Annotated in this window: 18 protein-coding genes; 17 read left to right on the forward strand and 1 reads right to left on the reverse strand. The window is 65.3% G+C overall.

Going from position 1 to position 25,298, the window contains the following annotated elements:
* The first annotated feature begins 41 nt into the window (after positions 1-41).
* The 16 genes from ACPUD7_RS10620 to ACPUD7_RS10695 all read left to right on the forward strand — a co-directional run bounded on the left by ACPUD7_RS10620 (position 42) and on the right by ACPUD7_RS10695 (position 20,633).
* Positions 42-1,901, forward strand: coding sequence for a PucR family transcriptional regulator (locus ACPUD7_RS10620; RefSeq protein ID WP_135540050.1), 1,860 nt, complete (start codon positions 42-44; stop codon positions 1,899-1,901).
* Positions 1,902-2,072: 171 nt separating this feature from the next.
* Complete coding sequence (locus ACPUD7_RS10625; RefSeq protein WP_425119871.1) at positions 2,073-3,659, forward strand: diaminopimelate decarboxylase; 1,587 nt, start codon at positions 2,073-2,075, stop codon at positions 3,657-3,659.
* Positions 3,660-3,778: 119 nt separating this feature from the next.
* The gene (locus tag ACPUD7_RS10630) at positions 3,779-4,759 is read left to right on the forward strand and encodes a TAXI family TRAP transporter solute-binding subunit (protein WP_425119872.1); all 981 of its coding nucleotides are present in this window, start codon (positions 3,779-3,781) and stop codon (positions 4,757-4,759) included.
* Positions 4,756-6,837, forward strand: coding sequence for a TRAP transporter permease (locus ACPUD7_RS10635; protein ID WP_425119873.1), 2,082 nt, complete (start codon positions 4,756-4,758; stop codon positions 6,835-6,837). Before ACPUD7_RS10630 ends, ACPUD7_RS10635 begins: the two co-directional genes overlap by 4 nt.
* A gap of 201 nt (positions 6,838-7,038) precedes the next feature.
* Positions 7,039-8,880, forward strand: coding sequence for an ABC transporter substrate-binding protein (locus ACPUD7_RS10640; protein WP_425119874.1), 1,842 nt, complete (start codon positions 7,039-7,041; stop codon positions 8,878-8,880).
* A gap of 127 nt (positions 8,881-9,007) precedes the next feature.
* Positions 9,008-10,126: an ABC transporter permease gene (locus ACPUD7_RS10645; protein ID WP_425119875.1), complete on the forward strand. Its 1,119-nt coding sequence runs from the start codon at positions 9,008-9,010 to the stop codon at positions 10,124-10,126.
* Positions 10,126-11,109, forward strand: a complete 984-nt coding sequence (locus tag ACPUD7_RS10650) for an ABC transporter permease (protein ID WP_425119876.1) — start codon at positions 10,126-10,128, stop codon at positions 11,107-11,109. The genes ACPUD7_RS10645 and ACPUD7_RS10650 overlap by 1 nt, the downstream gene beginning before the upstream one ends.
* Positions 11,109-12,764 carry an ATP-binding cassette domain-containing protein gene (locus ACPUD7_RS10655; protein ID WP_135540060.1) on the forward strand — a complete coding sequence of 552 codons (1,656 nt, stop codon included), beginning with the start codon at positions 11,109-11,111 and terminating at the stop codon, positions 12,762-12,764. The genes ACPUD7_RS10650 and ACPUD7_RS10655 overlap by 1 nt, the downstream gene beginning before the upstream one ends.
* On the forward strand, positions 12,757-13,908 hold the full coding sequence (locus ACPUD7_RS10660) for a S66 peptidase family protein (protein WP_135540062.1): 1,152 nt from the start codon (positions 12,757-12,759) through the stop codon (positions 13,906-13,908). Before ACPUD7_RS10655 ends, ACPUD7_RS10660 begins: the two co-directional genes overlap by 8 nt.
* Positions 13,905-14,705, forward strand: a complete 801-nt coding sequence (locus tag ACPUD7_RS10665) for a serine hydrolase (RefSeq protein WP_135540064.1) — start codon at positions 13,905-13,907, stop codon at positions 14,703-14,705. The genes ACPUD7_RS10660 and ACPUD7_RS10665 overlap by 4 nt, the downstream gene beginning before the upstream one ends.
* A gap of 142 nt (positions 14,706-14,847) precedes the next feature.
* Positions 14,848-15,159, forward strand: coding sequence for a DUF3870 domain-containing protein (locus ACPUD7_RS10670; protein ID WP_135540066.1), 312 nt, complete (start codon positions 14,848-14,850; stop codon positions 15,157-15,159).
* A gap of 132 nt (positions 15,160-15,291) precedes the next feature.
* Positions 15,292-16,449: a DUF819 domain-containing protein gene (locus ACPUD7_RS10675; RefSeq protein ID WP_135540102.1), complete on the forward strand. Its 1,158-nt coding sequence runs from the start codon at positions 15,292-15,294 to the stop codon at positions 16,447-16,449.
* Positions 16,450-16,516: 67 nt separating this feature from the next.
* The gene (locus ACPUD7_RS10680) at positions 16,517-17,722 is read left to right on the forward strand and encodes a dipeptidase (RefSeq protein WP_425119877.1); all 1,206 of its coding nucleotides are present in this window, start codon (positions 16,517-16,519) and stop codon (positions 17,720-17,722) included.
* Complete coding sequence (locus tag ACPUD7_RS10685) at positions 17,719-18,420, forward strand: type 1 glutamine amidotransferase (protein ID WP_425119878.1); 702 nt, start codon at positions 17,719-17,721, stop codon at positions 18,418-18,420. Before ACPUD7_RS10680 ends, ACPUD7_RS10685 begins: the two co-directional genes overlap by 4 nt.
* A gap of 78 nt (positions 18,421-18,498) precedes the next feature.
* The gene (locus ACPUD7_RS10690) at positions 18,499-19,929 is read left to right on the forward strand and encodes an APC family permease (RefSeq protein ID WP_240689821.1); all 1,431 of its coding nucleotides are present in this window, start codon (positions 18,499-18,501) and stop codon (positions 19,927-19,929) included.
* 308 nt (positions 19,930-20,237) lie between these two features.
* A complete protein-coding gene (locus ACPUD7_RS10695; RefSeq protein ID WP_135540072.1) occupies positions 20,238-20,633 on the forward strand; it encodes a universal stress protein in 396 nt (131 codons plus the stop codon).
* Positions 20,634-20,891: 258 nt separating this feature from the next.
* Here ACPUD7_RS10695 and ACPUD7_RS10700 read toward each other — a convergent pair whose 3' ends face one another.
* Positions 20,892-22,052 carry an NAD(P)/FAD-dependent oxidoreductase gene (locus tag ACPUD7_RS10700; RefSeq protein WP_425119879.1) on the reverse strand — a complete coding sequence of 387 codons (1,161 nt, stop codon included), beginning with the start codon at positions 22,050-22,052 and terminating at the stop codon, positions 20,892-20,894.
* A gap of 721 nt (positions 22,053-22,773) precedes the next feature.
* On the opposite strand from ACPUD7_RS10700, the gene ACPUD7_RS10705 reads away from it, so the two are divergent.
* The gene (locus tag ACPUD7_RS10705) at positions 22,774-25,119 is read left to right on the forward strand and encodes a DUF222 domain-containing protein (RefSeq protein ID WP_425119880.1); all 2,346 of its coding nucleotides are present in this window, start codon (positions 22,774-22,776) and stop codon (positions 25,117-25,119) included.
* Positions 25,120-25,298 lie beyond the last annotated feature (179 nt).

A 25,298-nucleotide genomic window follows, 5' to 3' on the forward strand; every position in this document is an offset into this window, starting at 1 on the left:
CGACCGCGCGGGCCCCACCGGCGGTTGACTACAGTGGGGATATGACCGACACCGCGAGCCCGCGCCTGTCCCGCCTCATCCGGGACACCGAGGGCCTCCTCCTGCCGCTCACCGAGGTGGCCGACGATGTCGTCATCACCCGGATCGAGTTCGGCTTCGACCTGCCGACGACGAATGAGTCCCGCGCCGAGGAGGCCGATCGCAGCCGCAGCACCGTGGTCTCCTACCGTGGCTCGTATCGGGCCGACCGCGCGCGGTCGGGCACCGTCGTCCTCGTCACCGAGGAGGTGCACAGTCGCGCGGGACTGGGCACGGTGTTGGCCGACTATGCGGGAGCAGCGGCACTGGTCCTTCCACCCGGATCGCACACCCACCTCGGCGAGGGTGCGCACACCGCCGACGATGCTCCAGCAAGCGGGGGCGAGGCTCCGGTGCTCCTCGAACGGTCGCCGCACGTGACCTGGTCGGAGGTGCTTGTCCACCTGCGGCAGCTCACGGAAGGTGCGACGAGCGCTCTGGCCTGGCCCGATGCCGACGATCTCAGTTCCCTGGCCGCGGTCATCGCGGATTCCACGGGGGCATCGATCACGATCGAGGACCCGGCCTCGCGTGTGCTTGCCCATGCCAACCTCGGCGATGACATCGATGAGATTCGGCGCGAGACGATTCTGTCCGGGGCCATCCCCGGCTGGCGGATCGCCGAGCTCGAGGAGTCCGGCTTCCTCGACACGGTCCGGCGATCGACCGATGTCGTCGAGCGTCCCGCCGCGGGCGCATCGCCGGCTCGGTCCGTCATCGCCCTGCGCAGCGAGGGCGAACTCATCGGCACGATCTGGGCGGCCTACCCGGCCGAGCTCGACCCGGCTCCGCTGCGGGAGGTGCTGCGCGATGCCGCTCGTGCCGCCCTGCCGGTGATGCTGCGGACGCTGCGGCGCTCACCGTTCGAGAAGCGCATCCGGCGGGAGGCGCTCGCCGCGATCCTCGCCGGGTCCGCCGAACTCGGCCCCTCGGCGACCCTGCTCGCCCTCCCGTTCGCCGGGCACTACTGTGTCCTTGCCTTCGCCGAGGTGGCCCCCGAACGAGAGCCCGTCCTGCGGTTCCATCTGCGGGCCGCTTTCGCCGATGCCGTGCTCTCGCAGGTCGAGTCGGGGACGGGGGAGCATCTTGCGGCTCTCGTGCAGATGAGCGCACCAGCGGATGCCGCGCAGATTCGGAACCGTGTGCTGTCGACGCTGCGGCGTTCGCTGCCGGGTGCTGAGGGGCTGAGCTTCGGCGTCGGTGCTCCGGTCGACCGCCTCGATCGGGTTCATCGTTCCTGGTCGGAAGCCGCATACGTCGTCGATGCCCTGAACAGCGGACAGCACGCGGCCGGCAGTGGTGCTCACGACGGTCGAGCTGACGGCGGTGGTGCTGACGACGGTCGAGCTGACGGAGGGCGAGCTGACGGCGACGCGGACAGGGGCGGTCAGGGCCCTGCGAAGGCGAGACGGGGAGAGGGAAGCGCCGAGGCGGCCCAGGCGATCATCGGAGCGACCGTTGAAGACGTTGCCGCCGAGGTCATCGGACTGCGCGTCGCCGATGCCCTGCTCGCTGCCGAGGGCGATGCTGCAGGTGCCGATGTTGGAGCCGCCGGGGCAGACGTCGGAAGCGTGGTGTGGCCGGCTCGGGCACTGGCCGCGCACGATGCGGCCCACAACGGCAGCCTGCTCGAAACTCTGCGAGTCTATTTCGCCACGGTCGGCAATTCCGCCGAGGCGTCCCGCAGGCTGCACGTGCATACGAATTCGCTGCGGCACCGGCTCGGTCGGATCGAGGAGATCACCGGCTTATCGACGGCAGAACCCGCCGAGCGGCTGTGGCTCGAACTCGCGGTGCTCGCTCACGACCGGGCCGGTGGCTGAGGCCCGGTGTCTGAAGTCGGACGGTTGTCGACCCGGCGGCCGAACGTCGCCGGCCGTCGTTCCGTCATGGTGTGAAACCTACAATCGACCTTGGTGAAGTTTGGTGCGGATTTGTCGGTTCCACGAGGTCAGCCGTCCTAAAGTGACATCAGATCACGAACAAAGGATGTCATGCCCCGCAGCCAGCAGCCCATCGCGGACAGTCGCGCACACGCGATCAGAGCGATCGCCGAGAACAGCACCCCTCCCGCCGCCTCCGGAGCCGACCACGTCGGTCTCGGAGCGGCCGGCCTCGGAACGGCCGGTCTCGGAGTCACCGGCGCGCGATCCGCTGGCACCTCCGGCCTCGGGGCCGCGGTTCGCGATGACGTTCCCGCGCTGTCGGATCAGTCGCCTGTTCTCGGACTCGTCGACCTCGACGCAGTGGACGCCGCTTTCGAACATCTGACTTCTGCTTTTGCATCCGATCGTGAGGTCCTCCACGCGGTGGCCTGCAAGGCTGCGCCGCTGCCGTCACTGCTGCGTCGCTACGCGCAGGCCGGTGCGGGCTGCGAAGTCGCAAGCCCCGGAGAGCTCGAACTCGCCCTCGCCGCCGGTTTCGCACCCGATCGGATCGTCTTCGACTCTCCGGCCAAGACCTGGATGGAGCTGCGTCGCGCGGTCGAGCTCGGGGTCTCGATCAATGTCGACAATTTCGATGAACTCGCCCGCCTCGATACCCTCCTGGGCGAACACGGCCGCGGCTCCGCCTCGGCGAGGATCGGGTTCCGCATCAATCCGCAATCGGGGACAGGCGCGATCGGTGCTCTGAGCACAGCGACCGAGACCTCGAAATTCGGCGTCGGACTCGCCGACCCGGGAATCCGTGAGGCGCTCATCGCGGCTCATCTCGGCCGTCCCTGGCTCAATCAGATCCACGTTCATTCCGGCTCTCAGGGCATCAGCCTCGACAAGGCCGCCGCCGGCATCCGCGCCGCCGTCGACCTCGCCCTGGAGATCAATGCGCGCGCCGCAACCCGCCAGATCACGCGCATCGACATCGGCGGCGGACTGTCGGTGAACTTCGACGGCGAGGGCGTCACCCCGACCTTCGCTGATTACCGCTCCGCACTCGATGAGGAAGTGCCGGAGCTGTTCGACTTCGACGTCGTCACCGAATTCGGCCGCGCGCTGCTGGCGAAATCCGGCACGATCCTCACCCGCGTCGAATACGCGAAGACCACTGGCGGGCGACACATCGCCATGACCCACGCCGGTGTCCAGGTCGCCACGCGCACCGCCTACGCCCCCGCGGACTGGCCGCTGCGGATCCTGCCGTTCACCGCCTCCGGTGAGCCCAAGATCGCCGAGACGGTCCCCACCGACGTCGCCGGCCCCGCCTGCTTCTCCGGTGACCTCCTCGCCCGTGATCGGCTGCTGCCGCGCCTCGACGTCGGCGACCTCGTGGCCGTGCCCGAGACCGGCGCCTACTACTTCTCGAACCCGTTCTCCTACAACCTGCTCCCGCGGGTGCCCGTGTACGGATATCGCGCTCAGCCTGCGGGCGGGGCGGGGGACGCCGTATCCGAGACCGACGGGACCGTTGCGGAATCCGCCGGACCCGTCCCGGAACCCGACGGTGCCGGGAGCCGCCTCGGTGAGGGCGCGCTCCAGTTCTTCCTCATCCGGCAGGGCCAGACGATCGACGACGTCCTAGCCGAGGCGGGCGAGGCGGAGCTGCGGAATCTGGGTCGGCAGGTCGAAGGGAGCGGCGTCTAACGATTCAGCAAACATTCAGGTCAAGTGGCCAAAAGCTCCCTGCATCCGCATAATCTCTAGGGAGTTCACTGAGTATCCAGCAGAGCAGCTGGTGACGACGACGTACCAGGAAGGACGACATGACATTCCGACGCGCGACCATCGCGGCCATCGCCGCCTTGGCTCTCAGCCTGACAGCCTGCGGATCCGGAGGCAGCGGGGGCGGGGGCGAAACCACGGACGACCTCACCCTCGGCACCGGCGGCACTTCGGGCACTTACTATCCGCTCGGCGGTGAACTCGCCTCGATCTTCGAGGACGACGTCGACGGGGTCACCGTCAACTACGTCGAATCAGGAGCATCGGCCGAGAACCTCGGAAAGATCTACCAGGGCGAATGGCAGATGGGCTTCACCCAGAGCGATACTGCGAACGATGCGGTCAACGGTGAGCTCGAGGACCTGGACGGCACGAAGCTCGACAACATCGGCTGGCTGGCCTCCCTCTACCCGGAGGCCGCGCATATCATCGTCCGCGATGATTCGAACATCAAGTCCGTCGATGACCTCAAGGGCAAGAAGATCGCCGTCGGCGACGCCGGATCGGGCACGCGGGCGATCTCCGATGCGATCCTCGAAGCCGCGGACATCGGCGAGTCCGACTACACCCCCGAGGTCACGGACTTCGGGGCATCGACCGATATGCTCGGCGACAAGCAGATCGACGCGACGATCTTCGTCGTGGGCACGCCGGTCGCCGGTCTGACCCAGCTGGCCGCCTCGACCGACGTCAGGCTGCTCGAGCTCGATGATGACGTCGTCTCGGCGATCGAGGAGTCGACGGGCGCGGAGTCCTATGACATCCCTGCCGAGGCCTACGACTTCCTCGACGAGGACGTGCCGACGGTCTCCGTGTTCGCCGCTCTGGTGGCGTCGACCGAACAAGTCAGCGAAGACACGGCCTACGGGCTGACCAAGGCTGTGTTCGAGAACGCCGACGGCATCACCCTCGACGTCGGCAAGCTCATCGAGAAGGACACCGCGATGCAGGGAATCGGAGACGTCCCACTGCATCCCGGAGCCAAGAAGTATTTCGAGGAAGAGGGCGTCGACCTGCCGTGAGTGACGAGACGACAGCACCCCGGCCGGGGGACTCCTCGGCCGGGACGGCTGCCGCGCCGACGGTGGCGGCCGATCAGGCGAGAGAGAAGGCCCTGCGCGACGTCGACTCCTCGAGTCGGTTCCGAACGGACCTCGGCTGGTGGGCGTGGGTGATCGGCGGTGTCTCCGTCGTCTTCACCCTCTACCACCTCTACGCCGCACTCGAACGGCCGTTCAACACGTGGATGCATTCGTCACTCCACCTGGCCGGGGCGACCGCGCTGATCTTCTTCCTCTACCCGGCCGGCAGGAGGCTCCTCGACGCTCCCGCCACCGGCAACCGCGTCGCTGACTTCCTCATCGGCCGCGGCAGCCGTGTCCCCTGGTACGACGTGCTGCTCGGCCTCGCCGGGCTGTTCTGCAATCTCTACGTCTTCTTCGACTACTCGCGTCTGGTGAGCAACTCCGTCCAGATCCTCGGCTATTCGACTCTCGACTTCGTCGTGGCGATCCTCGGCGTGCTGCTCATCCTCGAAGCCACCCGTCGCTGCGTCGGTCTGCCCATCGTCGTCATCGCCGGGGTTGCGCTGCTCTACGGGCTCTTCGGCAACCACAGCCCCGTCTTCAGGCACTCCGGGCTGAGCGTCGAGGACCTCGCGACGAACATGTTCCTGTCCAACGGCTCCGGCATCTTCGGCACTCCGGTGCAGGTCTCGGCCAACTTCATCTTCCTCTTCCTGTTCTTCGCCGTGATGCTCGTGCACACGAACATCGGTCAGTTCTTCAACGACCTCGCCTTCCGGCTCACCGGACGCTACACCGGAGGACCGGCGAAGGCGGCCGTCGTCGCCTCCGGGCTCCAGGGGATGGTCTCCGGATCCTCGGTGGCCAATACCGTCGCCTCGGGATCGTTCACCATCCCGCTGATGAAGAAGGCCGGGTTCAAGCCCCACTTCGCCGCCGCCACCGAAGCCACGGCGTCGACCGGCGGTCAGATCATGCCGCCGATCATGGGCGCTGCCGCGTTCATCATGGCCCAGAATGTGCCCGACCTCGAATACAACGGCCTCATCGTCATCGCCATCATCCCGGCACTGCTCTACTTCCTCGGTGCGTTCCTGTCCATCCACTTCGAAGCGAAGATGAGCGGCATCCTCGGGATGGCGAAATCCGCCCTGCCGGACGGTCGCGAACTGCTCAAGCGGCTCGACCTGCTGCTGCCGCTGGTGGTCATCGTGCTCACGCTGCTCTCGGGCATGTCTCCGATCCGCGCGGCGCTGTTCGGCATCGGCACAGCCTTCCTCCTCAGCTTCCTGCGAAAGATGACCCGTCTCAGCCCCAGGGCGCTCGTCAACGTCCTCATCGCGGGAGCGCGCACGGCGCTGCCGGTCATCGCCGCCTGTGCCACGGCCGGCATCGTCGCCGGCACGGTGACCGTGACCGGCCTCGGCGGTCAGCTGGGCAAGGGCCTGGTCAACCTGGCCGGCGGCAACTTCTTCATCGTGCTGTTCATGGTCATGATCGCCTGCCTGGTCCTCGGCATGGGGCTTCCGACAACCGCGAACTACGTGGTCACGGCCACGGTCGCCGCGCCGATCCTGTACAACAACTTCGATGTGCCGCTGATCGCCGCGCACATGTTCGTCTTCTTCTTCGGCATCCTCGCCGACATCACCCCGCCCGTCTGCCTCGCTGCCTATGCGGGTGCCGGGATCGCGGCCGCGAACCCGATGAAGGCAGGAATGACTGCAGTGCGCATCGCGATCGCCGGATTCCTCATCCCCTACGTCTTCATCCTCCAGCCGGCGCTGCTGCTGCAGGGAACCTGGCAGGACATGGTCACGGCCCTCGTGACGCTGTGCCTGGGGATGGTCGGCGTGGCCGCGGGAATGGCCGGCTACTTCTTCGGCGTCACCAACGTGGTGGAGAGAGTGCTGCTGGTCGCCGGCGGGATCGCGCTGGTCTACCCGGCCCTGTGGATCTCGCTCATCGGCCTGGCGGTGCTCGTCGGCATCGCGATCGTGCAGAGGCTGCGCAAGGCCGAGACCTCCGAACAGATCGCCCACCGCAGCGTCGACCGATCGACGCAGAGGGCCTGAGAAGCGGAGAGGGCGGTCGCTCCACGACCGCTGTGGTGTTTGCACAGTCGCTGACAAGCATCTTTGTGTGGTGTTGCGCCGAAAACACGTCACTTCGAACGTAGAGTGATAAGGAACACACTCACCCTGAGTCCGACGAACGACCCATTCGTCCCGGTCGGGGAGTGACAAATGAATCACCGCACGAGCAGAAGGACAATGATGTTCACTCACCACACGTCGCGCAGACACGGCACACTGCGCAAAGGCTGGCAACGATGCCTGGCCGGCGCCGCAGCACTGGCACTTGCCGGGTCGTTGGCCACCGCGCCGGCCCAGGCCGCCACCTCCGAGGCTCCGGCCGACGACAACGTCCTGCGGATCGCCACCGACGGCTTCGTCGATTCGTTCAATCCCTTCACCTCCTTCTATCTGGTCCCGACCAACACGTTCCGGTACATGTACGAGAACCTTGTGGCCAACGACGCGAAGGACGGCTCCGTCACAGAAGGACTGGCCACCGAGTGGACCACGGACTCCGATGGCAAGGTCTGGACGTACACGATGCGACCGGACATGAAGTGGTCCGATGATGAACCGCTGACTTCGAAGGACGTCGCCTGGACCTACAACCAGATGATGGAGAAGGACGAGATGGCGGTGGCCAACGGCAGCCTCGTCGAAAACTTCGAGAAGGTCGAAGCCCCCGACGACTCCACCCTCGTCATCACCCTGAAGAAGCCGCAGGCGAACAACCCCGGCCAGGAGATCCCCGTCGTCCCCGAACACGTGTGGTCGAAGATCGACAAACCCGGCGACTTCAAGAACGACGAGCAGTCGGTCGGTTCGGGACCGTTCCAGCTCGAGTCCTATGAAGCGAACAAGTCGATCACGCTCAAGGCCAACCCGAACTTCTGGCGCGGCAAGCCGAAGCTCGACGAGATTCAGTATCGCTACTACACGAATTCCGACGCCCAGGTGCAGGCGATTCGCTCCGGCGAGGTCGACTTCATCACCGGGCTCAGCCCCGATCAGTTCACTGCCCTCGAGGGGGCGAAGAACGTCGAACTCAACGACGGCCACGGCCGCCGTTTCAACGGCATCTCCATCAACCCGGGAGTCGCCGACGCCAAGGGCAAGGAATTCGGCACCGGCAACGAGGCACTCAAGGACAAGAAGGTCCGTCAGGCCATCCGGGCCGGTATCGACACCGAGACCCTGCGCAAACAGGTCATGCAGGACTACGCGCAGCCGGCCACGAGCTTCATCCCCGCCGTCTACCCGACGTGGGCACTCAAGCCCGACAACAAGGTCATCAGCGGCTTCGATGTGAGCAAGGCGAAGAAGCTGCTCGATGACGCCGGGTGGAAGGAAGGTTCGGACGGCATCCGCGAAAAGGACGGAAAGAAGCTCAAGCTGCGCTTCCTCACCGACGCCGACAACCCGATCGAAGAGAACACAGCGAAGTTCATCAAGCCGTGGATGAAGGACATCGGCATCGATCTCGACAACGAATCCACCGATGTCGACACCGTGTCCGAACGCACCACCAAGGGCGATTACGACATGTACTTCTCCGGTTGGTCGATCAACCCCGATCCCGACTACCAGCTGAGCATCAACACCTGCGGTCAGCGCCCCGACGCCGACGGCAACGGCGGCACCACCCAGGACGGTTGGTGCAACAAGGAATTCGACAAGCTGTATCAGGCTCAGCACGTCGAACTCGACAAGGCCAAGCGGGCTGAGCTCGTCCAGAAGGCCCTGGCCATCCACTACGAGGAAGCCCCCTCGGTGACGCTGTGGTACCCGAACCAGCTCGAAGCCTCCCGCTCGGACCGGTTCGACAACTTCACGAAGCAGCCCACGGACGGCGGTGCCATCGCCAACCAGGTCGGCTACTGGGGCTACGCCTCGGTCGAACCGGTCAGTGAAGAAGACGCTGCAGGCGGCGGTGGGCTCGGGGCCGGCGGTTGGATCGGCATCGCGGCAGCCGTGATCGTCGTCCTCGGTGGAGGCGGCTGGCTGCTCAGCCGTCGCAAGAAGTCCGACGACCGCGAATAGTCCTCTCCGCCGAGATCCGGGTGCCGCATGCGATGCGGCACCCGGAGCCTCGGACGGCACGGCAGACCCGACCGACAGACCAGCCTGAACGGGGCCGGACGCGGCCCCCACGATCTGGAGCACCACAGTGAGCACACCCACCGACGACGATCCCCAGCCCGGGGAATCCCGACCTGGGGGCCCCGCGGCCCCGGACGCATCTCCGGAGAACTCGACGGCCGCCTCGGCGCCGGGATCCGTCGGCACCGCCGACATGGACGAACCACCTGCGGGCGGATCATTCGCCCGTTACCTGCTGGGCAAGATCGGCGGGGCCGCGACATCGATGGTGCTCGTCATCCTCCTCGGCTTCTTCGCCTTCCGCATGCTGCCCGGCGACCCGGTGCTCAAGATCGCCAAGGAACGGCCGATGAGTCCGGCGCAGATCGCCGAACTGCGCAGCCAATACGGTCTCGACAAACCCGTCATCGTCCAGTTCTGGGACTATCTCGTCGGCATCGTCACCGGTGACCTCGGCGAGTCCTACGTCTACCGCAAATCCGTGTCCTCGCTCATCGGCGACTACCTCGGACCGACGCTGCTGCTGACCGCCACCGCAGCGGTCATCGCGATCGCTCTGGGCCTGTGGCTCGGACAGCTCTCGGCCTGGCGGCGCAATTCGCTCTTCGACAAACTCGCCTCCTCGACCTCGCTGGTGTTCTGGTCGGTGCCGACGTTCTGGCTCGGCCTCATCCTGCTCATGATCTTCGGAGGCACCCTGCAGTGGCTGCCCACCGGCGGCATGATCACCCCCGGCCTCGACCCGTGGTCGCCCGCCGGCATCATCGACGTCATCAAACACCTCATCCTGCCCGTCATCTCGCTGGTCGCGGTCGTCTACGCGCAGTTCCTCATGGTCATGCGCGCGTCCCTCCTCGAGGAGATGAACGAGGACTACCTCACCACCGCTCGAGCCAAGGGCCTGAACGAGGACGAAGTCCGCCGCAGACATGCCGTGCCCAACGCGCTGCTGCCGACCGTCACCGTCGTCTTCCTCCACATCGGCGGACTCATCGCCGGCGCCGTCACCGTCGAAGCGGTGTTCTCCTGGCCGGGTCTCGGAAAACTCACCTTCGAAGCGATCCGCGGCCCCGACCTGCCGCTTCTGCAGGGCACATTCGTCGTGTTCTCGGCGATCATCATCCTGATGAACCTCGCCGCCGACATCGTCTACCGATTCCTCGATCCCCGCGTCAGGAGGGCCTGATGAGCGCGAACACCCCCGCCGAGGCGGCCCCCGACCCCTCATCGAACGAACCGAATCCGCGTGGATCGGAAACACGGGGATCAACGCCCGCCATCGACGGGGCCAAACTCATCCGCGAACGTCGGCTCAACAATGCGAAGAAGAACTGGGCGCTGTTCCGCGCGGACGTGCCCGCGCTCATCGGCGCGGTCGTCCTCCTGTTCTTCATCGTCATCGCGGTCGCCGCCCCGATCATCGCTCCCGAATCGATGCTCGACGTCACGAAGCAGCTCGATGCCCCTCGCTACGCCCCACCGAGCCTCGACCACCCCTTGGGCACCGATGGTCTGGGCCGAGAGCTGTGGGTGCGCATCCTCTGGGGTGCCCGCGTATCCATCCTCGTCGGTGTCGCGGCGACCGTCATGTCGATGGTCATCGGCACCATCATGGGCCTGGCCGCAGGCCACTTCACCGGACTGTTCGGCGGCGTCATCATGCGCATCGTCGACTTCTTCATCGTCCTTCCGTCCCTGCTGCTGGCGATCGTGCTCTCCTCCGTCCTCGAACGCGGAGTCCTCACCATCGTCATCGCCATCGGACTGACCTCCTGGGCCTCGACCGCACGGATCGTGCGCTCGCAGACCCTGAGCGTAGAATCTCGGCTCTACATCGAACGGGCGCGCATCCTCGGTGCCGGTCATCGGCATATTCTGTTCCGGCACCTGCTGCCGGCAGTGATGCCGCTCGTGCTCGCGAACACGACGCTGACCGTCGGCGGTGCGATCATCGCCGAATCGACGCTGTCGTTCCTCGGCCTCGGCGATACGAGCAAGGAATCATGGGGAACGATTCTGAAGAACTCGATGGATGTCTCGGCCGCGACCTCCGGATACTGGTGGTACGTGCTCACCCCGGGTGTGGCGATCCTCCTCGTCGTGCTTGCGTTCACGATGGTCGGGCGCGCGTTCGAAGCCATCATCAACCCGGCCCTGAGGAGTCGCTGATGACCGATCTCAGCTTCGAGAACGTCTCGATCACCTACCGCTCCTCCACCGACCGCGGCGATGTCATCGCCGTCAGCGACGTCAGCCTCGACCTGCCGGCAGGGGCCACGCTGGGCATCGCCGGCGAATCCGGTTCCGGGAAGTCGACGCTGATCATGTCGGCCCTGCGCCTGCTGCCGAAGTCGGCTCGGCTGGATGGGCGGGTCCTCCTCGGCGGGAAGGACATCAAGGAGCTGAGCTTCGGCGAGATCCGCGCGGTCCGCTGGGCGCAGGCCTCGATCGTTTTCCAAGGTGCCCTGCATTCGCTCAACCCGGTCCGTGAGGTGGGCAAGCAGATCATCGAAGCCCTCGAACACCATGCGAAGGGCACGTGGACGACTCCGGAGAAGCGCCGGGAGCGGATGTTCGGACTCCTCGATGAGGTCGACCTCGAGAGAGCGAAGGCCAGCGCCTACCCGCACGAACTCTCCGGCGGGCAGAAGCAGCGGATCATGATCGCCATGGCGCTCGCGTGCGAACCGGACATCATCATCGCCGACGAACCGACCACTGCCCTCGACGTCATCGTGCAGAAACAGATCCTGTCCGGACTGGCCGACCTCGTGGCCGACCGAGGCATATCGCTGCTGATGATCAGCCACGACCTCGCCGTGCTTTCGGCCGTCTGCGCGAATCTCGCGATCATGCGCCATGGTGAGCTCGTCGAATACGGGCCCAGCGACGAGGTGTGCCTGCAGCCGCAAGTGGAATACACGAAGCAGCTGGCCGGTGCGTTCCCGCAGATCGGGGACCCCGAATCACGGTTGCATCCGCGCACTCTCAAACCCGCCGAGGTGCACCGGGCCGAACCGTTCGCCATGAGCGAGGAGGTGGTGCTCGAGGCGAAGAACCTCAGCGTCTCCTTCGATACCCGCAGAGGACGGGAACGCGCCGTGCGTGGGGTCGACCTCAAGCTGCGCAGGGCCGAGATCCTCGCCGTCGTCGGCCAGTCGGGTTCGGGGAAGACGACCTTGGCACGGTCGCTGCTCGGACTGCAGGAGGTGGAGCCGGGCTCGCAGCTGGCCTTCGCCGGCTCGCCCCTGCCACGGAAGGCGAAGGCGCTGCGAACGTTCCGGAGGAAGGTGCAGATGATCCTTCAAGATCCTTCGGGGTCGCTCAACCCCAAGCGCAGCGTCTACGAGGCCGTGGTCGAAGGACTGCGGGTGCAGGGGATCAGGGACCGTCAGTACGAGAGGGTCATCGGGGCACTCGAAGCCGCCGAGCTCACTCCCGCCGCGGACTACCTCGAATCGATTCCGCAGGAGCTCTCCGGAGGGCAGCGGCAGCGTGTCGTCATCGCCGGCGCCTTGGCTCTGGAACCGCAGCTGCTCATCGCCGATGAGCCGGTGGCGTCGCTGGACGCCTCGGTGCGCGGAGAGATCCTGTCGCTGTTCCTCGCTTTGAAGAAGAACCTCGGGATGAGTGCCCTCATCATCACCCACGACCTCGGGCTGGCCTGGAACATCGCGGACACCGTGGCCGTGATGAAGAAAGGTGAGATTGTGGAATACGGTGAAGTCGACACGGTGCTGTCGAATCCACAGCACGAATACACGCAGGAACTGCTGGCCGCGGTTCCGCGACTGGGAAGTCAGAGTCTGGTGAGGAATGAGTAGAACGGAAATCTCGAGCTCGTATCTTGAGTCGGCGCCGCTGCAGGCCGGGGACACCGTCCGCCTGATCGCGCCCTCGGGCCCGACCGATGAGGAGTCGCTGCTTCGCGCGATCGCGCAGCTCGAATCCTGGGGTCTGCGCGTCGTGCCTGGTGAGAACATCCGTGCCCGTCACCCGCGGGTGACCTATCTGGCCGGCACCGATCGGCAGCGGCGCGACGACCTCGTCGACGCCTGGTGCGATCCGGGCACCGATGCCGTCATCGCACTGCGCGGCGGCTTCGGGGCGATGCGGCTGCTCGACGGCATCGACTTCGACCTCATGCGCAGGCACATGCGGCGGCGTGACGGTCGGCCCAAGCTGCTCACCGGGTCCTCGGACATCACCGCGCTGCACCAGGCGTGGGAGCATCACCTGGGGGTGGCGACGCTGTTCTGCCCGATGGTCGGCAACGATCCGTTCAAGAATTCGGCCGTCGTGCCCGACGAGGTGGCCTCCTGGCTGTTCGACCATTGGGGCGGCCGCGAACTCGGCTTCCCCGCGGAGGACGCAGACACGGAGAATAGGTCACCATCGGACATTTCTGGCGCCGAAAAGTCTCCGAAAGTGACCAATTTTCTGCCGGACACTGTCGCGGGGGATGCGAATCGTCCTCTCAGCCGGGCGCAGACTCTGGTTCCCGGGCGAGCGCGGGGCCGCCTCGGCGGGGGAAATCTCAGTCTCATCGCCGCAGGCATGGGCAGTCCCGAGCTCGCCGATGTCCGCGACCGTCGGCAGAAGTACGGCCCGAGCGTCCTCATGCTCGAAGATGTCGACGAGGAACTGTACCGGCTCGACAACCTGCTGGTGCAGCTGGTCCGCGGCGGATGGTTCGCCTCGGCCGATGCCGTGGTGCTCGGGTCGTGGGAGGACTGCGCGAAGGTGCACGAGGTCGAGGCGCTGGTCATCGACTACCTCGGCGATGCGGGCATTCCGATCGTGTCCGAGCTCGGTTTCGGGCACGACCCGGATGCGCCCAGCGTCCCGCTCGGTGTCGACGTCACCCTCGACGCTCCGGCCGGTGAGGTGCCGCGGCTGTGGGTGGACCGAGCGGACGGGCATGATGCGGCAGCGAACACAACAGCGGAAGGAGCGGCTCAACGATGAGCGAACTGAAATTCGATGGACTGCCCGGAGTGCGCTTCAGTGCTCTGGCCTTCGACGTCGACAGCGGGGAACGGGTGTTCGCTCACAGAGAGAACGACGAACTCGACACCGCCAGCATGGGCAAGGTCTTCCTGCTCCACACGGCACTGCAGATGTCTAAGGACGGCACGCTTGACCTGGAGGAACGCCTGCACCGCAGGCCGTCGGAACGAGTCGACGAATCCGGGATCTGGTACCTCATGGAGCAGGACGACCTGAGCATCTTCGACGTCGCTCTGCTCATCGGCGCGTTCAGCGACAACTTCGCCACGAACGTGCTCATCCGCCGGGTCGGTTTGGCCAATGTCGCGGAGCAGGTGGACAAGCTCGGGTACCGGAATTCGGGTCTGCACGACTTCCTGCGCTGGCCGCGACCTGCCAAGGCCCCGCGGACCCTGTCGACGGGCACGGCCGCGGAGATCAGTGACTTCATGGCCAGGCATGCCAAGGACGAGTTCTGGGACGAATCGACGAACGAGGTCTTCCGCCGCTGGTTGGGGGCCGGTGCGGACACCTCGATGGTCGCCTCGGCGTTCGACCTCGACCCGCTTGCGCACTACAACTACCAGCGCGACGTGTGGGTGTGGAACAAGACAGGCACGAACGGGACGATCAGGGCCGATGCCGGGATCGTCATGACGCGCACCCGCCGTGTCGCCTATGCGGTGTTCGCGAACTGGGAGCCGGGCACCGACCGCGTCGTCGACGTCATGCCGATCATGCGCGAAGCCGGCGACGCCATCCACCGGTTCCTATGACCGTGACTGCCGTCGATGCGACCTCGCCTTGCAACGCACGACCTTCGTCGTCAGCCGCACGACCCTCGACTGCGTCTGGTCGAAGTTCGACTCCCTCTGAACCACCCCCGGCGCGGAGAACCGTGGGGTAGTCTGGTGGGCGATGTCCGAAACGATCTACCTCACTGGCGAAGCGAAGGCTCCGTCGAACAACCCGATCACCAGCCAGTTCGGTCTGTTCTACGTGGCTTTCGAGATCGATCCGGGCACCCACCGCATCCTCGATGTGGACTGCACGGCGACGTTGGCTCTGACTCGAAACTTCATTCGGAGCCTGTTCGTCGATGCCGACATCACGGACCCCGGTCGACTGATAGAGCGCATCCAGCGCCGCTACCACGGCTCCTCGCAGAAGGCCCTGATCACAGCAGTGAACAACGCCGTGAAGAAGTACCGCGAGGTTGCCGCTCAGTAGCGCGTCCGACCACCGCGATTGCCCGGTCCCTCACCGGACCGGATCCGATCGACAACTGCACATTGCTTCATCCCCGGTGCCGCCGACGGTGTCGCTGTCGGGGTGGACGAATTCAATGAGGAAGTGTCGTTTGTGATCACGGACGGTTATCTATTCATCAGCCTGCTTCTGGCGATCTCCGCAGCGCTCGTCGTTGCGGACCGGAGCGGGCGTTTCAGACTCTTCAAGTATGTGCCCGGCTTCGTCATCCTCTATATCGTGGCCGCGCTGCTCAACACCATCGGCGTCTTCGACCACAACGGCGGGGATATCGACGACGTCGGCGATACTCTGCGCACGGCGCTGCTGCCCGCGATGATCCTGCTCATGCTGTTCAAATGCGATATTCGGCAGATCATCAAGCTCGGTCCGAAGCTGCTGCTGACCTTCGCCGTGACCGCGGCGAGCATCATCGCCGGGTTCATCATCAGCTATCTGATCCTGCACTCCAGTCTCGACCCCGAAGCGTGGAAGGCCCTCGGCGCACTCAACGCCTCGTGGACGGGCGGTTCGGCGAACATGGTTGCGGTGCAGGAGGTCCTCCATGCTCCCGAGGATGTGTTCGGTTACGTCCTCATCGTCGACACGGTGCTCTACTCGTTCTGGCTGCTGCTCATCTTCTCCTCCGTCACGGTCTCCGACGCGTTCAACCGGTGGACGGAGGCCGATATGTCGAAGCTCGATTTCACCGACAGGGTCGACGCGGAGGAGGAGAAGCCGATGACTCTGTCGTCGATGTTCGGGCTCATCGGATTTGCGCTCCTGGCCTCGGCACTGGCGATCCGCCTCGGCGAACTGCTTCCAGAGGTCGGTGTGGTCATCAACGCCACTGCGTGGACGATCCTCATCGTCAGCGTCCTCGGCCTCGTCATCGGATCGACTCGGTTCGGCAAGACCTCCGGGTCCAATGAGCTGGCGACGATCCTGCTCTACCTCATCATCGGCATCATCGCCTCCGGCTCGGACTTCACGTCTCTGGCGGAAGCACCGCTGTACCTGGTGGCCGGAATCATCGTCCTGGTCGTCCACATCGCCATCATGCTCGTCTACGCGAAACTCACTCGCACCGAACTCTTCAGCATCGCCGTGGCCAGCACCGCGAACATCGGCGGCATCGCCTCGGCGCCGGTCGTCGCGGGTGCCTTCAACCGGCAGCTCGTCCCGGTCGGTGTGCTGTTCGCGCTGATGGGCACGTTCCTCGGCACGTTCCTGGGTCTGTGGTCGGCACAGCTGCTCTCTGGACTCGGATAATGGCTTCGACGCAGACCTGCACTCAAGCTCCGCACCTCACTCACGCCTCATCGGAAGGATCAGCATCGTGACCGTAACAGATTCCACCAACGCCGCCGCCGGCAGTTCCGCAGGCGCCTCGAGCAGCGCAGTCATCGACGTCTTCGACGGGCACAACGACCTCGCGTGGTTTCTGCGCGAGGAACGCGACTACAGCGTGGACGGACTCAACGATCCGTCAGTCTCGCCCTTCACGACGATGGACCAGCTGCGTGCCGGCGGCGTCGCTGCGCAGTACTGGTCCGTCTACGTCCATTCCTCGATCACCGGCGCGGACGCGGTCAAGGCCACGTGGGAGCAGATCGACGCCGTCCAGCGCGTGGTCAGCGCCTACCCCGAACGTCTCGCCTTCGCCCGCACCGCCGCCGACGTGCGTGCCGCGCGCGCCGCTGGGAAGGTCGCCTCACTCATGGGCGTCGAAGGCGGGCAGCAGATCGACGAGTCGCTGGCAGTGCTGCGCTCCTACGCCCGTGCCGGGGCCCGATACATGACGCTGACATGGTCGACCACGCATTCGTGGGCCGACTCGGCGACCGATGAACCGCAGCACGGGGGCCTGAGCGGCTTCGGCCGTGAGGTCGTGGCGGAGATGAACCGGATCGGCATGATCCTCGACCTTTCCCATGTCGCGCCGAGCGTCATGCACCAGTCGCTCGACCAGTCGACCCTGCCGGTGCTCTTCACTCACTCCTGCGCGTTCGGGCTCAACCCGCATCCGCGTAACATCCCCGACGACGTCCTCGACCGTGTGCCCGGCAGCGGGGGAGTGGCGATGATGACGTTCGTGCCCTCCTTTGTCTCGAACGAACGTCGCGAATGGGTCGAGGCCGGGGAGAACGGCACCGCCCCCGAGGTGGGAGTGGCCGAGGTCGCCGACCACTGCGATTACGTCCGCGAGAGGATCGGCATCGATCACATCGGCCTCGGCGGCGATATCTGCGGAGTCGACGAACTGCCCACCGGACTCGGCGACGCAGGCCAGTACCCGAACCTGTTCGCCGAACTCACCTCCCGCGGGTGGTCGCAGACCGACCTGCGCAAGCTCGGCTTCGACAATGCGATGCGCGTCCTAGACGCGCACGAGGACGCGTACACGGCCTTCCTCGGCTCCGCGGACGAGGCACCGTCGGCGAGGAACGGAACGGCCGCCTCGGCGAAGGAAGGCGGAGGCGTCGCCGACACCGCCTCTTCCGCGAAGTACGGTCCGGCCGCCTCGGCGGGGGTCGAATCATGACTCGGCTGCTCATCATCGTCAATGACGTCGATTCCCAACCTGGGCTGCTGACACAATGGATGATCAGCGAAAACGTCGAATTCGATCTGCGCATCGGCGGGGTCTCGCCCCTGCCGCGGCCGGCCGACCTCGATGCCTACGACGGGCTCATCATGCTCGGCGGCGGGTACATGCCCGATGAGACGGACCGCGCGCCCTGGCTGACCGATGAGGCCGAGCTCGTCCGGCATGCACTGGACACGGATCTGCCGCAGCTGGGGATCTGCCTCGGCGGGCAGCTCATCGCCCACGTCATCGGCGCCGATGTGCGCGCCCGGACAGGAGCCCCGGAAAAGGGCTATACACGCATCAACACCACCACCGAGGCGGCCGCCGACCCTGTGTTCTCGGAGATCCGGGAGCAGACGTCGTTCGTCGAAAGCCATGTCGATCGGATCGTGGCGCTGCCGCAGGAGGCGACGCTTCTGGCCTCGAGCGCGGCGTGTGAGTTCCAGGCCTTCCGGTTCGGTCGGGCGTGGGGGACGCAGTTCCATCCGGAGTCGACTCGGGCGAATATCGAACGCTGGGATGCGCAGAAGCTGGCAGATCTGGGCTTCGACAAGGACACACTGCTCAATGAGGCGCGGGAGCTGGGGCCGGAGAGCGAACGCGATGCCAAGGCTCTGTTTTCGGCATTTCTCACTGTGGTCCGTGATTAGGCATACTAGGCGAGGTCCTGGCCAGAGTCAGGGCAGCCAGATCTGCGGCACAGTGGCCGCAGCGGACACGGAGGAATCGTGAGCGATAAAGAACCCACGACCACAATCGACCCCGGTGACGGCCCCCAACCCGAGACTCTCAAACGGGTCATGGGGCCGAAGTTGCTGCTTCTGTTCATCGTCGGTGACATCCTCGGAACCGGTGTCTATGCGCTGACCGGCAAGGTAGCCGGGCAGGTCGGCGGTGCCGGTTGGGCGCCGGTGATCCTCGCCTTCCTCATCGCGCTGATCACCGCGTTCTCCTATATGGAGCTCGTGACGAAGTATCCGCATGCCGCGGGTGCCGCGCTGTACACGCACAAGGCGTTCGGGATCCATTTCGTGACGTTCCTCGTCGCCTTCGCCGTGCTCAGCTCCGGAATCACTTCAGCGTCGACGGCGTCGAATGTCTTCGCCGCGAACCTCGTGGCCGGTTTCGGCTGGGACATCTCGGGCACAGGGGTGATGTGGATTGCCTTGGCCTTCCTCACCCTCATCGCACTGATCAACCTCCGCGGTGTCGGCGAGAGCGTGTGGTTCAACGTGTTCCTCACCCTCGTCGAGCTCTCCGGTCTGCTGCTGGTCATCGTCGTCGGATTCTTCGCTCTCGGTTCGGGGCATGCGGACTTCTCCCGCGTGATGATCTTCGAGACCGCCGGCGACAAGAGCGTCTTCCTTGCAGTGACCGGCGCCACGGCGCTCGCCTTCTTCTCCATGGTCGGCTTCGAGGACTCGGTGAACATGGTCGAGGAGACGAAGGACCCGCGGGTGTTCCCGAAGATCATGCTCTCGGGTCTGACGATCACCGGCATCATCTACGTGCTGGTCTCCATCGTCACCGTCGCGGCCGTGCCGATCGGTGTGCTCACCGAGAGCGAGACTCCGCTGCTCGAAGTCGTCCGCGAAGGCGCCCCGGGGCTGCCGATCGACACGATCTTCCCGTTCATGACGATGTTCGCCGTAGCGAACTCGGCGCTGATCAATATGCTCATGGCCAGCCGTCTGCTCTACGGAATGGCGAAGCAGAATGTGCTGCCGCCCGTATTCGCGAAGGTCATGGCCGGCCGTCGCTCGCCGTGGGTGTCGATCATCTTCACGACGCTCATCGCCTATGCGCTCATCTTCGCGGTCAGCACGATCCTTCCCGAGTCCGTCACCGCGTCGTTGGGCGGTACCACCTCGCTGCTGCTGTTGGCGGTGTTCGCGGTCGTCAACGTCGCCGTGCTCGTCCTGCGCCGGAATCCGGTCGATCACGACCACTTCACAGCGCCGACGATCCTGCCGTGGATCGGCATCATCACCTGCGCGTTCCTCGTCGGTCCGTGGGCCCGCCTCGACGACCTCATCCAATATCAGATCGCCGTGGCGCTCGTCGGCATCGGCGTCGTTCTGTGGGTCGTGACCTGGTTGTGGAACCGTTCGACGACGGGCACGAGCACCCGGTTCCGCAATCCCGAAGAATTGACGTGAACCCACGTCCTCGCCGAGGCGGTCCACCGTCCCGCATCGCCGAGGCGGCTCACCGTCCCGCATCGTCGTGGCGGCTCACCGTCCCGCATCGTCGAGACGGTCAACTGTCCCGCATCGTCGTGATCACGAGGTCGGGTGGGGCCATGACCTCGGCGGTCGGGAGCGGTGATCGTGCCCTCGACGGTCGCCGTGATCATCGAAGAGCGGGCGCGGTTGCGGACTGTGTCATGGTGACTCGATATCCTGGGATGGTGGGTTACCGACCTGCACGCTCGGATCTGTTCAGCTCAACCCAACGAAGGTGAAAAATGACTGTTCTCGTCGGCTACGTCAACAATCCCGCCGGGCATGCCGCCCTCGACGCCGGCATCGCACAGGCGAAGAAGGACGGCAAGGAGCTGGTCGTCGTCAATGCGTCGCGGTCGGTGCAGCACAATGATTCCTACCGCCTCGGCGATGGTGAGCTCGCTTCGGTCAAGGACTACCTGAGCAAGTCGGGCGTGGAATTTCGGGTGCTGACCCTCGGCAGCGAATACGATCCGGCCGAGCAGATCCTCGACACCGCCACCGAGGTGGCCGCCGAGCTGATCGTGCTCGGAACCAGGAAGCGGACCCCGGTCGGGAAGTTCCTCCTCGGATCGACGATTCAGAAGGTCATCCTCGACGCTGCGGTGCCCGTGCTCTGTGTGAAAGCTGCACACTGAGGTCATAGGCAGGGGGCGTTGGGCTCCTGCGACCGATGTGTCGGCCGTGCGGGTGCTCGCGTGCGCCCGAGCGCGGCCCGTACGGCGCGAATGTCTGCTCGTTGCATGCGGCTCCGGCTTCCGCCGTGCACGTTTCCGCGCGTATTTGCATGCGGCTCCGGTTTTCGCCGCGCACGTTTCCGCGCGTATTTGCACGCGGCTCCGGCTTTCGCCGCGCACGTCTCCGCGCGTCGTTGCTGTTTCCGCCGGGCCGATGGGTCAGTCGAGCGATTCCATGATGAGGTCGGCGTTGACCTGAGCGCCGGTGAGCACGCCGCTGGCGGCACTGGCGACGACCATCGCCGAAATGTCTGCGCCGTTGCCCACAGCCCACACGCCCGGAACATCGGTTTGGCCTCCCATCTGCGTGGGAATGAAGCTGCCCATTCCGCTGGGATGTTCGACGACCTCGCCGCCGAGCTGGGTGAACAGTTCGGCATTCGCCCGCGCATATGCGCCGACGGTGAGCGCGTCGAAGACGACTTCGTTCGCCGCGTCTGTCGCACCGGCCGCGGCGACGTCTGCTGTTCCCGCCGCATCGACGGTGCCGGTGGTGGCCGCATCGGCGGTGCTGATGATGTCTGCGGTGTCAGCGTAGTCTGCGGTGTCGGGTCCGGCGAAGGCATCTGCCGGCTCCAGCGAAACGACGGATTCGGCACCGGCACGGGCCACCTCGGTGACGGTTGCGTCGACGTACTCGATCCCGAGCGATTCGAGCATCGCTGTCTGCTGCGCATCGGGTGCGGGCGCATCGTGGCGGATGAAGGTCACGCGGTTGCTGAGCTGGGAGAACAGCATCGCCTGATGGTAGGACATGGCGGTCGATCCGATGACGCCGATGCGCTGCCCGCGCACCTCGTAGCCATGGCAGTAGGGGCAGTGGAGGACTGTTTCGCCCCAGCCCTCTGCGAGGCCCGGGACGTCCGGCAGTTCATCGCTCGACCCGGTCGCGATGATGACGCGGCGGGCCGAGATCTGTGCCCCCGCCGAGGTGGTCAGTTCGAAGCGATGGCCCGGGGCCGCCTCGTTGAGACGATCGGCTTCTCCGGTCGCGGTGTCGGTCGGTTCGAGCCTGCGAACGTCGGCAGCGGTCGCGTCGATGAAGGTGACCCCGTATTCCTCCGCTTCGGCGCGGCCCTTTGCGATGAGATCGCGCGGGTTGATGCCCTCATTCCCGAGGACATTGTGAGCATGAGCGCTCGACTCGTTGCGGAGCTGACCTGCGTCGATGACGACGACGGAGCGCAGAGATCGGGCCAACGCGATCGATGCGGCGAGCCCACCTGCGCCTCCGCCGATGACGGCGATGTCGAAGGACTGTGCTGCAGATGCGGACTGAGCGCTCGGGGAGGATGCGGCGGGGGAGTTCGGGACGGGCATGGCGGGGGATGCTGGGTCGGACATGGCGGCGGAAGTTGGGTCGGACATGGCGGGGGAAGTTGGGTCGGACGGGCGGGAATTCTCGGGTGAGGTCGGTGCAGACATGATGCTCCTGAACGGTGGTGGGTGGTCGAAACGCCGAGGCGGTTCGGCCGAGGTTTGATGCCAACTTGAGTGTGGTCCTTTTGTTCTCCGGTGCGCAAGACAATTTGCAGAAACAGCAAACTCTGCGATGCATGTGACCGTGAGCCAACGGGAAGATCGCGCGGCTCGCACCGGGAAGCGACTGGTGGAATCTCCTGCGGCGGGGCCGCGGCTGGATGGGTACGGGGCGGTTGCTGTGGTTGGCGAGATGCGGAGCGGCTGCTGTGGCTGGATGGCTACGAAGCGGTTGCTGTGCTTGGCGGCTGGGGTTCTCATGTCAGGAGCGACCCGTAGGCTGAAGCCACTCGCTCGACGGTTGACCATGGCAATGGGCGGTCATAAGCAGCAACGGGCGACGGGGAGCAGCGTTTGGGGTGAAATGACAGCAACATCCACGAATCTCAGGTCTCACGACTGCTTCGCACAAGAACATCGCTGACGCGTTTGAAATCGGACATACTCGAACATCAAGAAAATAATCTCAAATAAATCGTACGTAACTATGGACTCCGTTCGATTTCGGGATTAGAATATAAGTAGCCGAAGACATCAACGATGATGAACGGATACAGAGAACATGGCTCTCATCCCCGACCGTAGGCACGAAAATCAGAGCGACGATGCAGCTCAACCAGCTGCCTCTGACGCGCACAATTCCGATTCCCCAGCACCCACACCCCCTGGAGAGAAGAGCACCTCCGGCCAGACCTATCGGGAGCTTCTTGAGCAGGCCGGTCTCGACCTGACCGGACACCCGCTTGCCGACCGCTTCGATGCCATCGCCGAAGAGCCGGATGAGTCCGATCCCGACGACGCAGCCTCGGCCTCGAGCCAGTCGACGCTGCAGGGAAGCGACTTCCGCGAAGGAGAAGGTCTGTGGACACGCAGGCGCAGCCGACCCCAGACCGAAGCGGAGGTCAAAGCGTGCATCGAGGAGATCGAAGCGCGCCAGGCTGCGTGGATGAAGAAGAAACGCGAAGAAGGGGAGACCCCAGAGCAGCGTGCAGCGCGAGAAGAGCGCGAGGCGCGTGAGGAGCTCGAAGCGGAGCGGCTTCGGGAGGAACTCGAGCGCGAAAGCGCGGAATTGGACGCTCGTTTCGCGCGGTTCGACGAACAGAAGCTGCGAGAACAGGAAGCCGATCTCGCGGCGGAAGCGGAGCGCGCCGAGCGACACAGGGCCGTGGCAGAAAGCCTGGCGGTGGAGAACGCAGCGGTTGAGGCCACGGGAGCCGAGAACACAGGGACCGTGAACTCCGGCGGGGCAGCGCACCCGCACCCTCTGCTCGACGACTATCGCTGGTCGGACCTCAAACACATTGCTCCTGAAGTCACCGACAGCGCCGAAATGCTGCAGAGCCTGCTGGGCGAACTCCATGATTTCACCCGTCCCATGGGTCCTGACGACGCCGTGATCATGCTCGACGGTCTTGAGACGCTCAATCGCCTGACCGAATCGCTGTCGGTCGTCACACTGTCGATATTCGAGCGGGTCGGGACTCCCCGCGACTACGGAGCCAAGTCGACACGGGCGCTGGTCCAGCACCGCCTGAACGTGTCCTCCCAGGAGGCCTACCGCCGCACCCAGCTTGCCGAACACCTCGGTAAGCGCACTGCCATGAGCGGAGAATCGATCGAGCCTGAGTTCCCGACGCTATCGGCGGCTCTGCGCGATGGCATCCTGTCCTCCAACCAAGCGTCGACGATCATCAAATGCCTGAAGAGTCTGTCGCCGAGGATCTCCGAAGACGATCGGCTCAAGGCCGAACGCCTGCTCGTGGAGAAAGCGCCGTCCGTCCGTGTGCGCGACATCCACGCTCTCTTCGAGGAGATCCTCGGCTGGATCGACCCCGACGGGCAGGAACCCAAAGACACAATCGACCGGGAGGACTTCAACGTCAACCTGCGCCAGCTCAAGGACGGAACCTGGACTCTCAAGGGTCGCCTCGACGCAGAGACCGGTGGAGTCCTCAACGGGCTGCTCACTTCGCGGATCAAAACCGACGACAAGTCGGACATCGACAACGACGGGCAGGCCACCGGAGGCGACGACGCGACGTCCAACGACGACGCCACCGACACCGACAACGACGGCGTCACCGAGACCGACAACAGCGTCACCGAGACCGACAACGGCGGCGTCGCGACCGGAAGCGACGCCGACACACCCGACAGCGACCAGTCCATCGTGGACACCTTCACCGAGGTTCTGCGCGGAGACCGCTCCGATTGCCGAGACCCCTCGCTCGACTTCTCGCCGCCGCAGGTCAGCGAAACCGGAGAAGCCCCCAAAGGAGCAGGAGTGCGCGAAGACGGCTCACTAGTCGCAATGGCCGAACAGCAGCCGAGCGTGCGGCGCCGCATCTACGAACGCTTCTCCAGTCTCATCGGCGGAATCGAGATGAACCGCATCAAGGCCGGCGCTGCTTACGCCCTGGTCGTCACGGCCAAGGCCGAGGACCTTGCCAAGCAGACCGGCAAAGCGGTGACCGGAGCCGAAGCGCCATTCCCGATCACCTCTGCGGCACTCGAAGGGCTCAACGGCTCGGTCTTCTTTCACCTCATGGGAGAGAAGGCCAAGTCGATGGCGCTGGCAACCGAACGACGATTGGCAACTGAGAAACAGCTGGCTGTCCTCGCCAGTCGTGACCAAGGATGCACCTTCCCCGGATGCGACACTCCTCCCGGCTGGTGCGAAGCCCACCACATCGTCCCGTGGGCCGACAAAGGCAAGACCGACGTCAACAACCTCACCTTGGTCTGCTCGGCTCACCACCATCTGATCGACAAATCCGATTGGTTCTGCACAACGCTCTTGGATGGGCGACCGGCGTGGGTGCCGCCGGCTTCATTCGACCCCGAAAGAAAACCGATCCTCCACGCCCGCTTCATCGCGCGCGAGATCGGAGAGACCCTCTTCGGGTGAGCGCCGGCGGCGAGTCGGCCGGACGCCTGTCATCGCGTCGGCCGATATCCACCCCAGGGGCGTTGCCGGAAACGGCGACTGCTCGTCCGCTCGTCCGCTCGACCACTCGAGTGCTCGTCCGCGCAGCCGATGTGTGCTCCTGCCCACGAGCGGAATGAACCCGCAGCGGACACTGTTGC

It is taken from the genome of Brevibacterium sp. FAM 24630 (assembly GCF_049804075.1).
Lineage (GTDB): Bacteria > Actinomycetota > Actinomycetes > Actinomycetales > Brevibacteriaceae > Brevibacterium.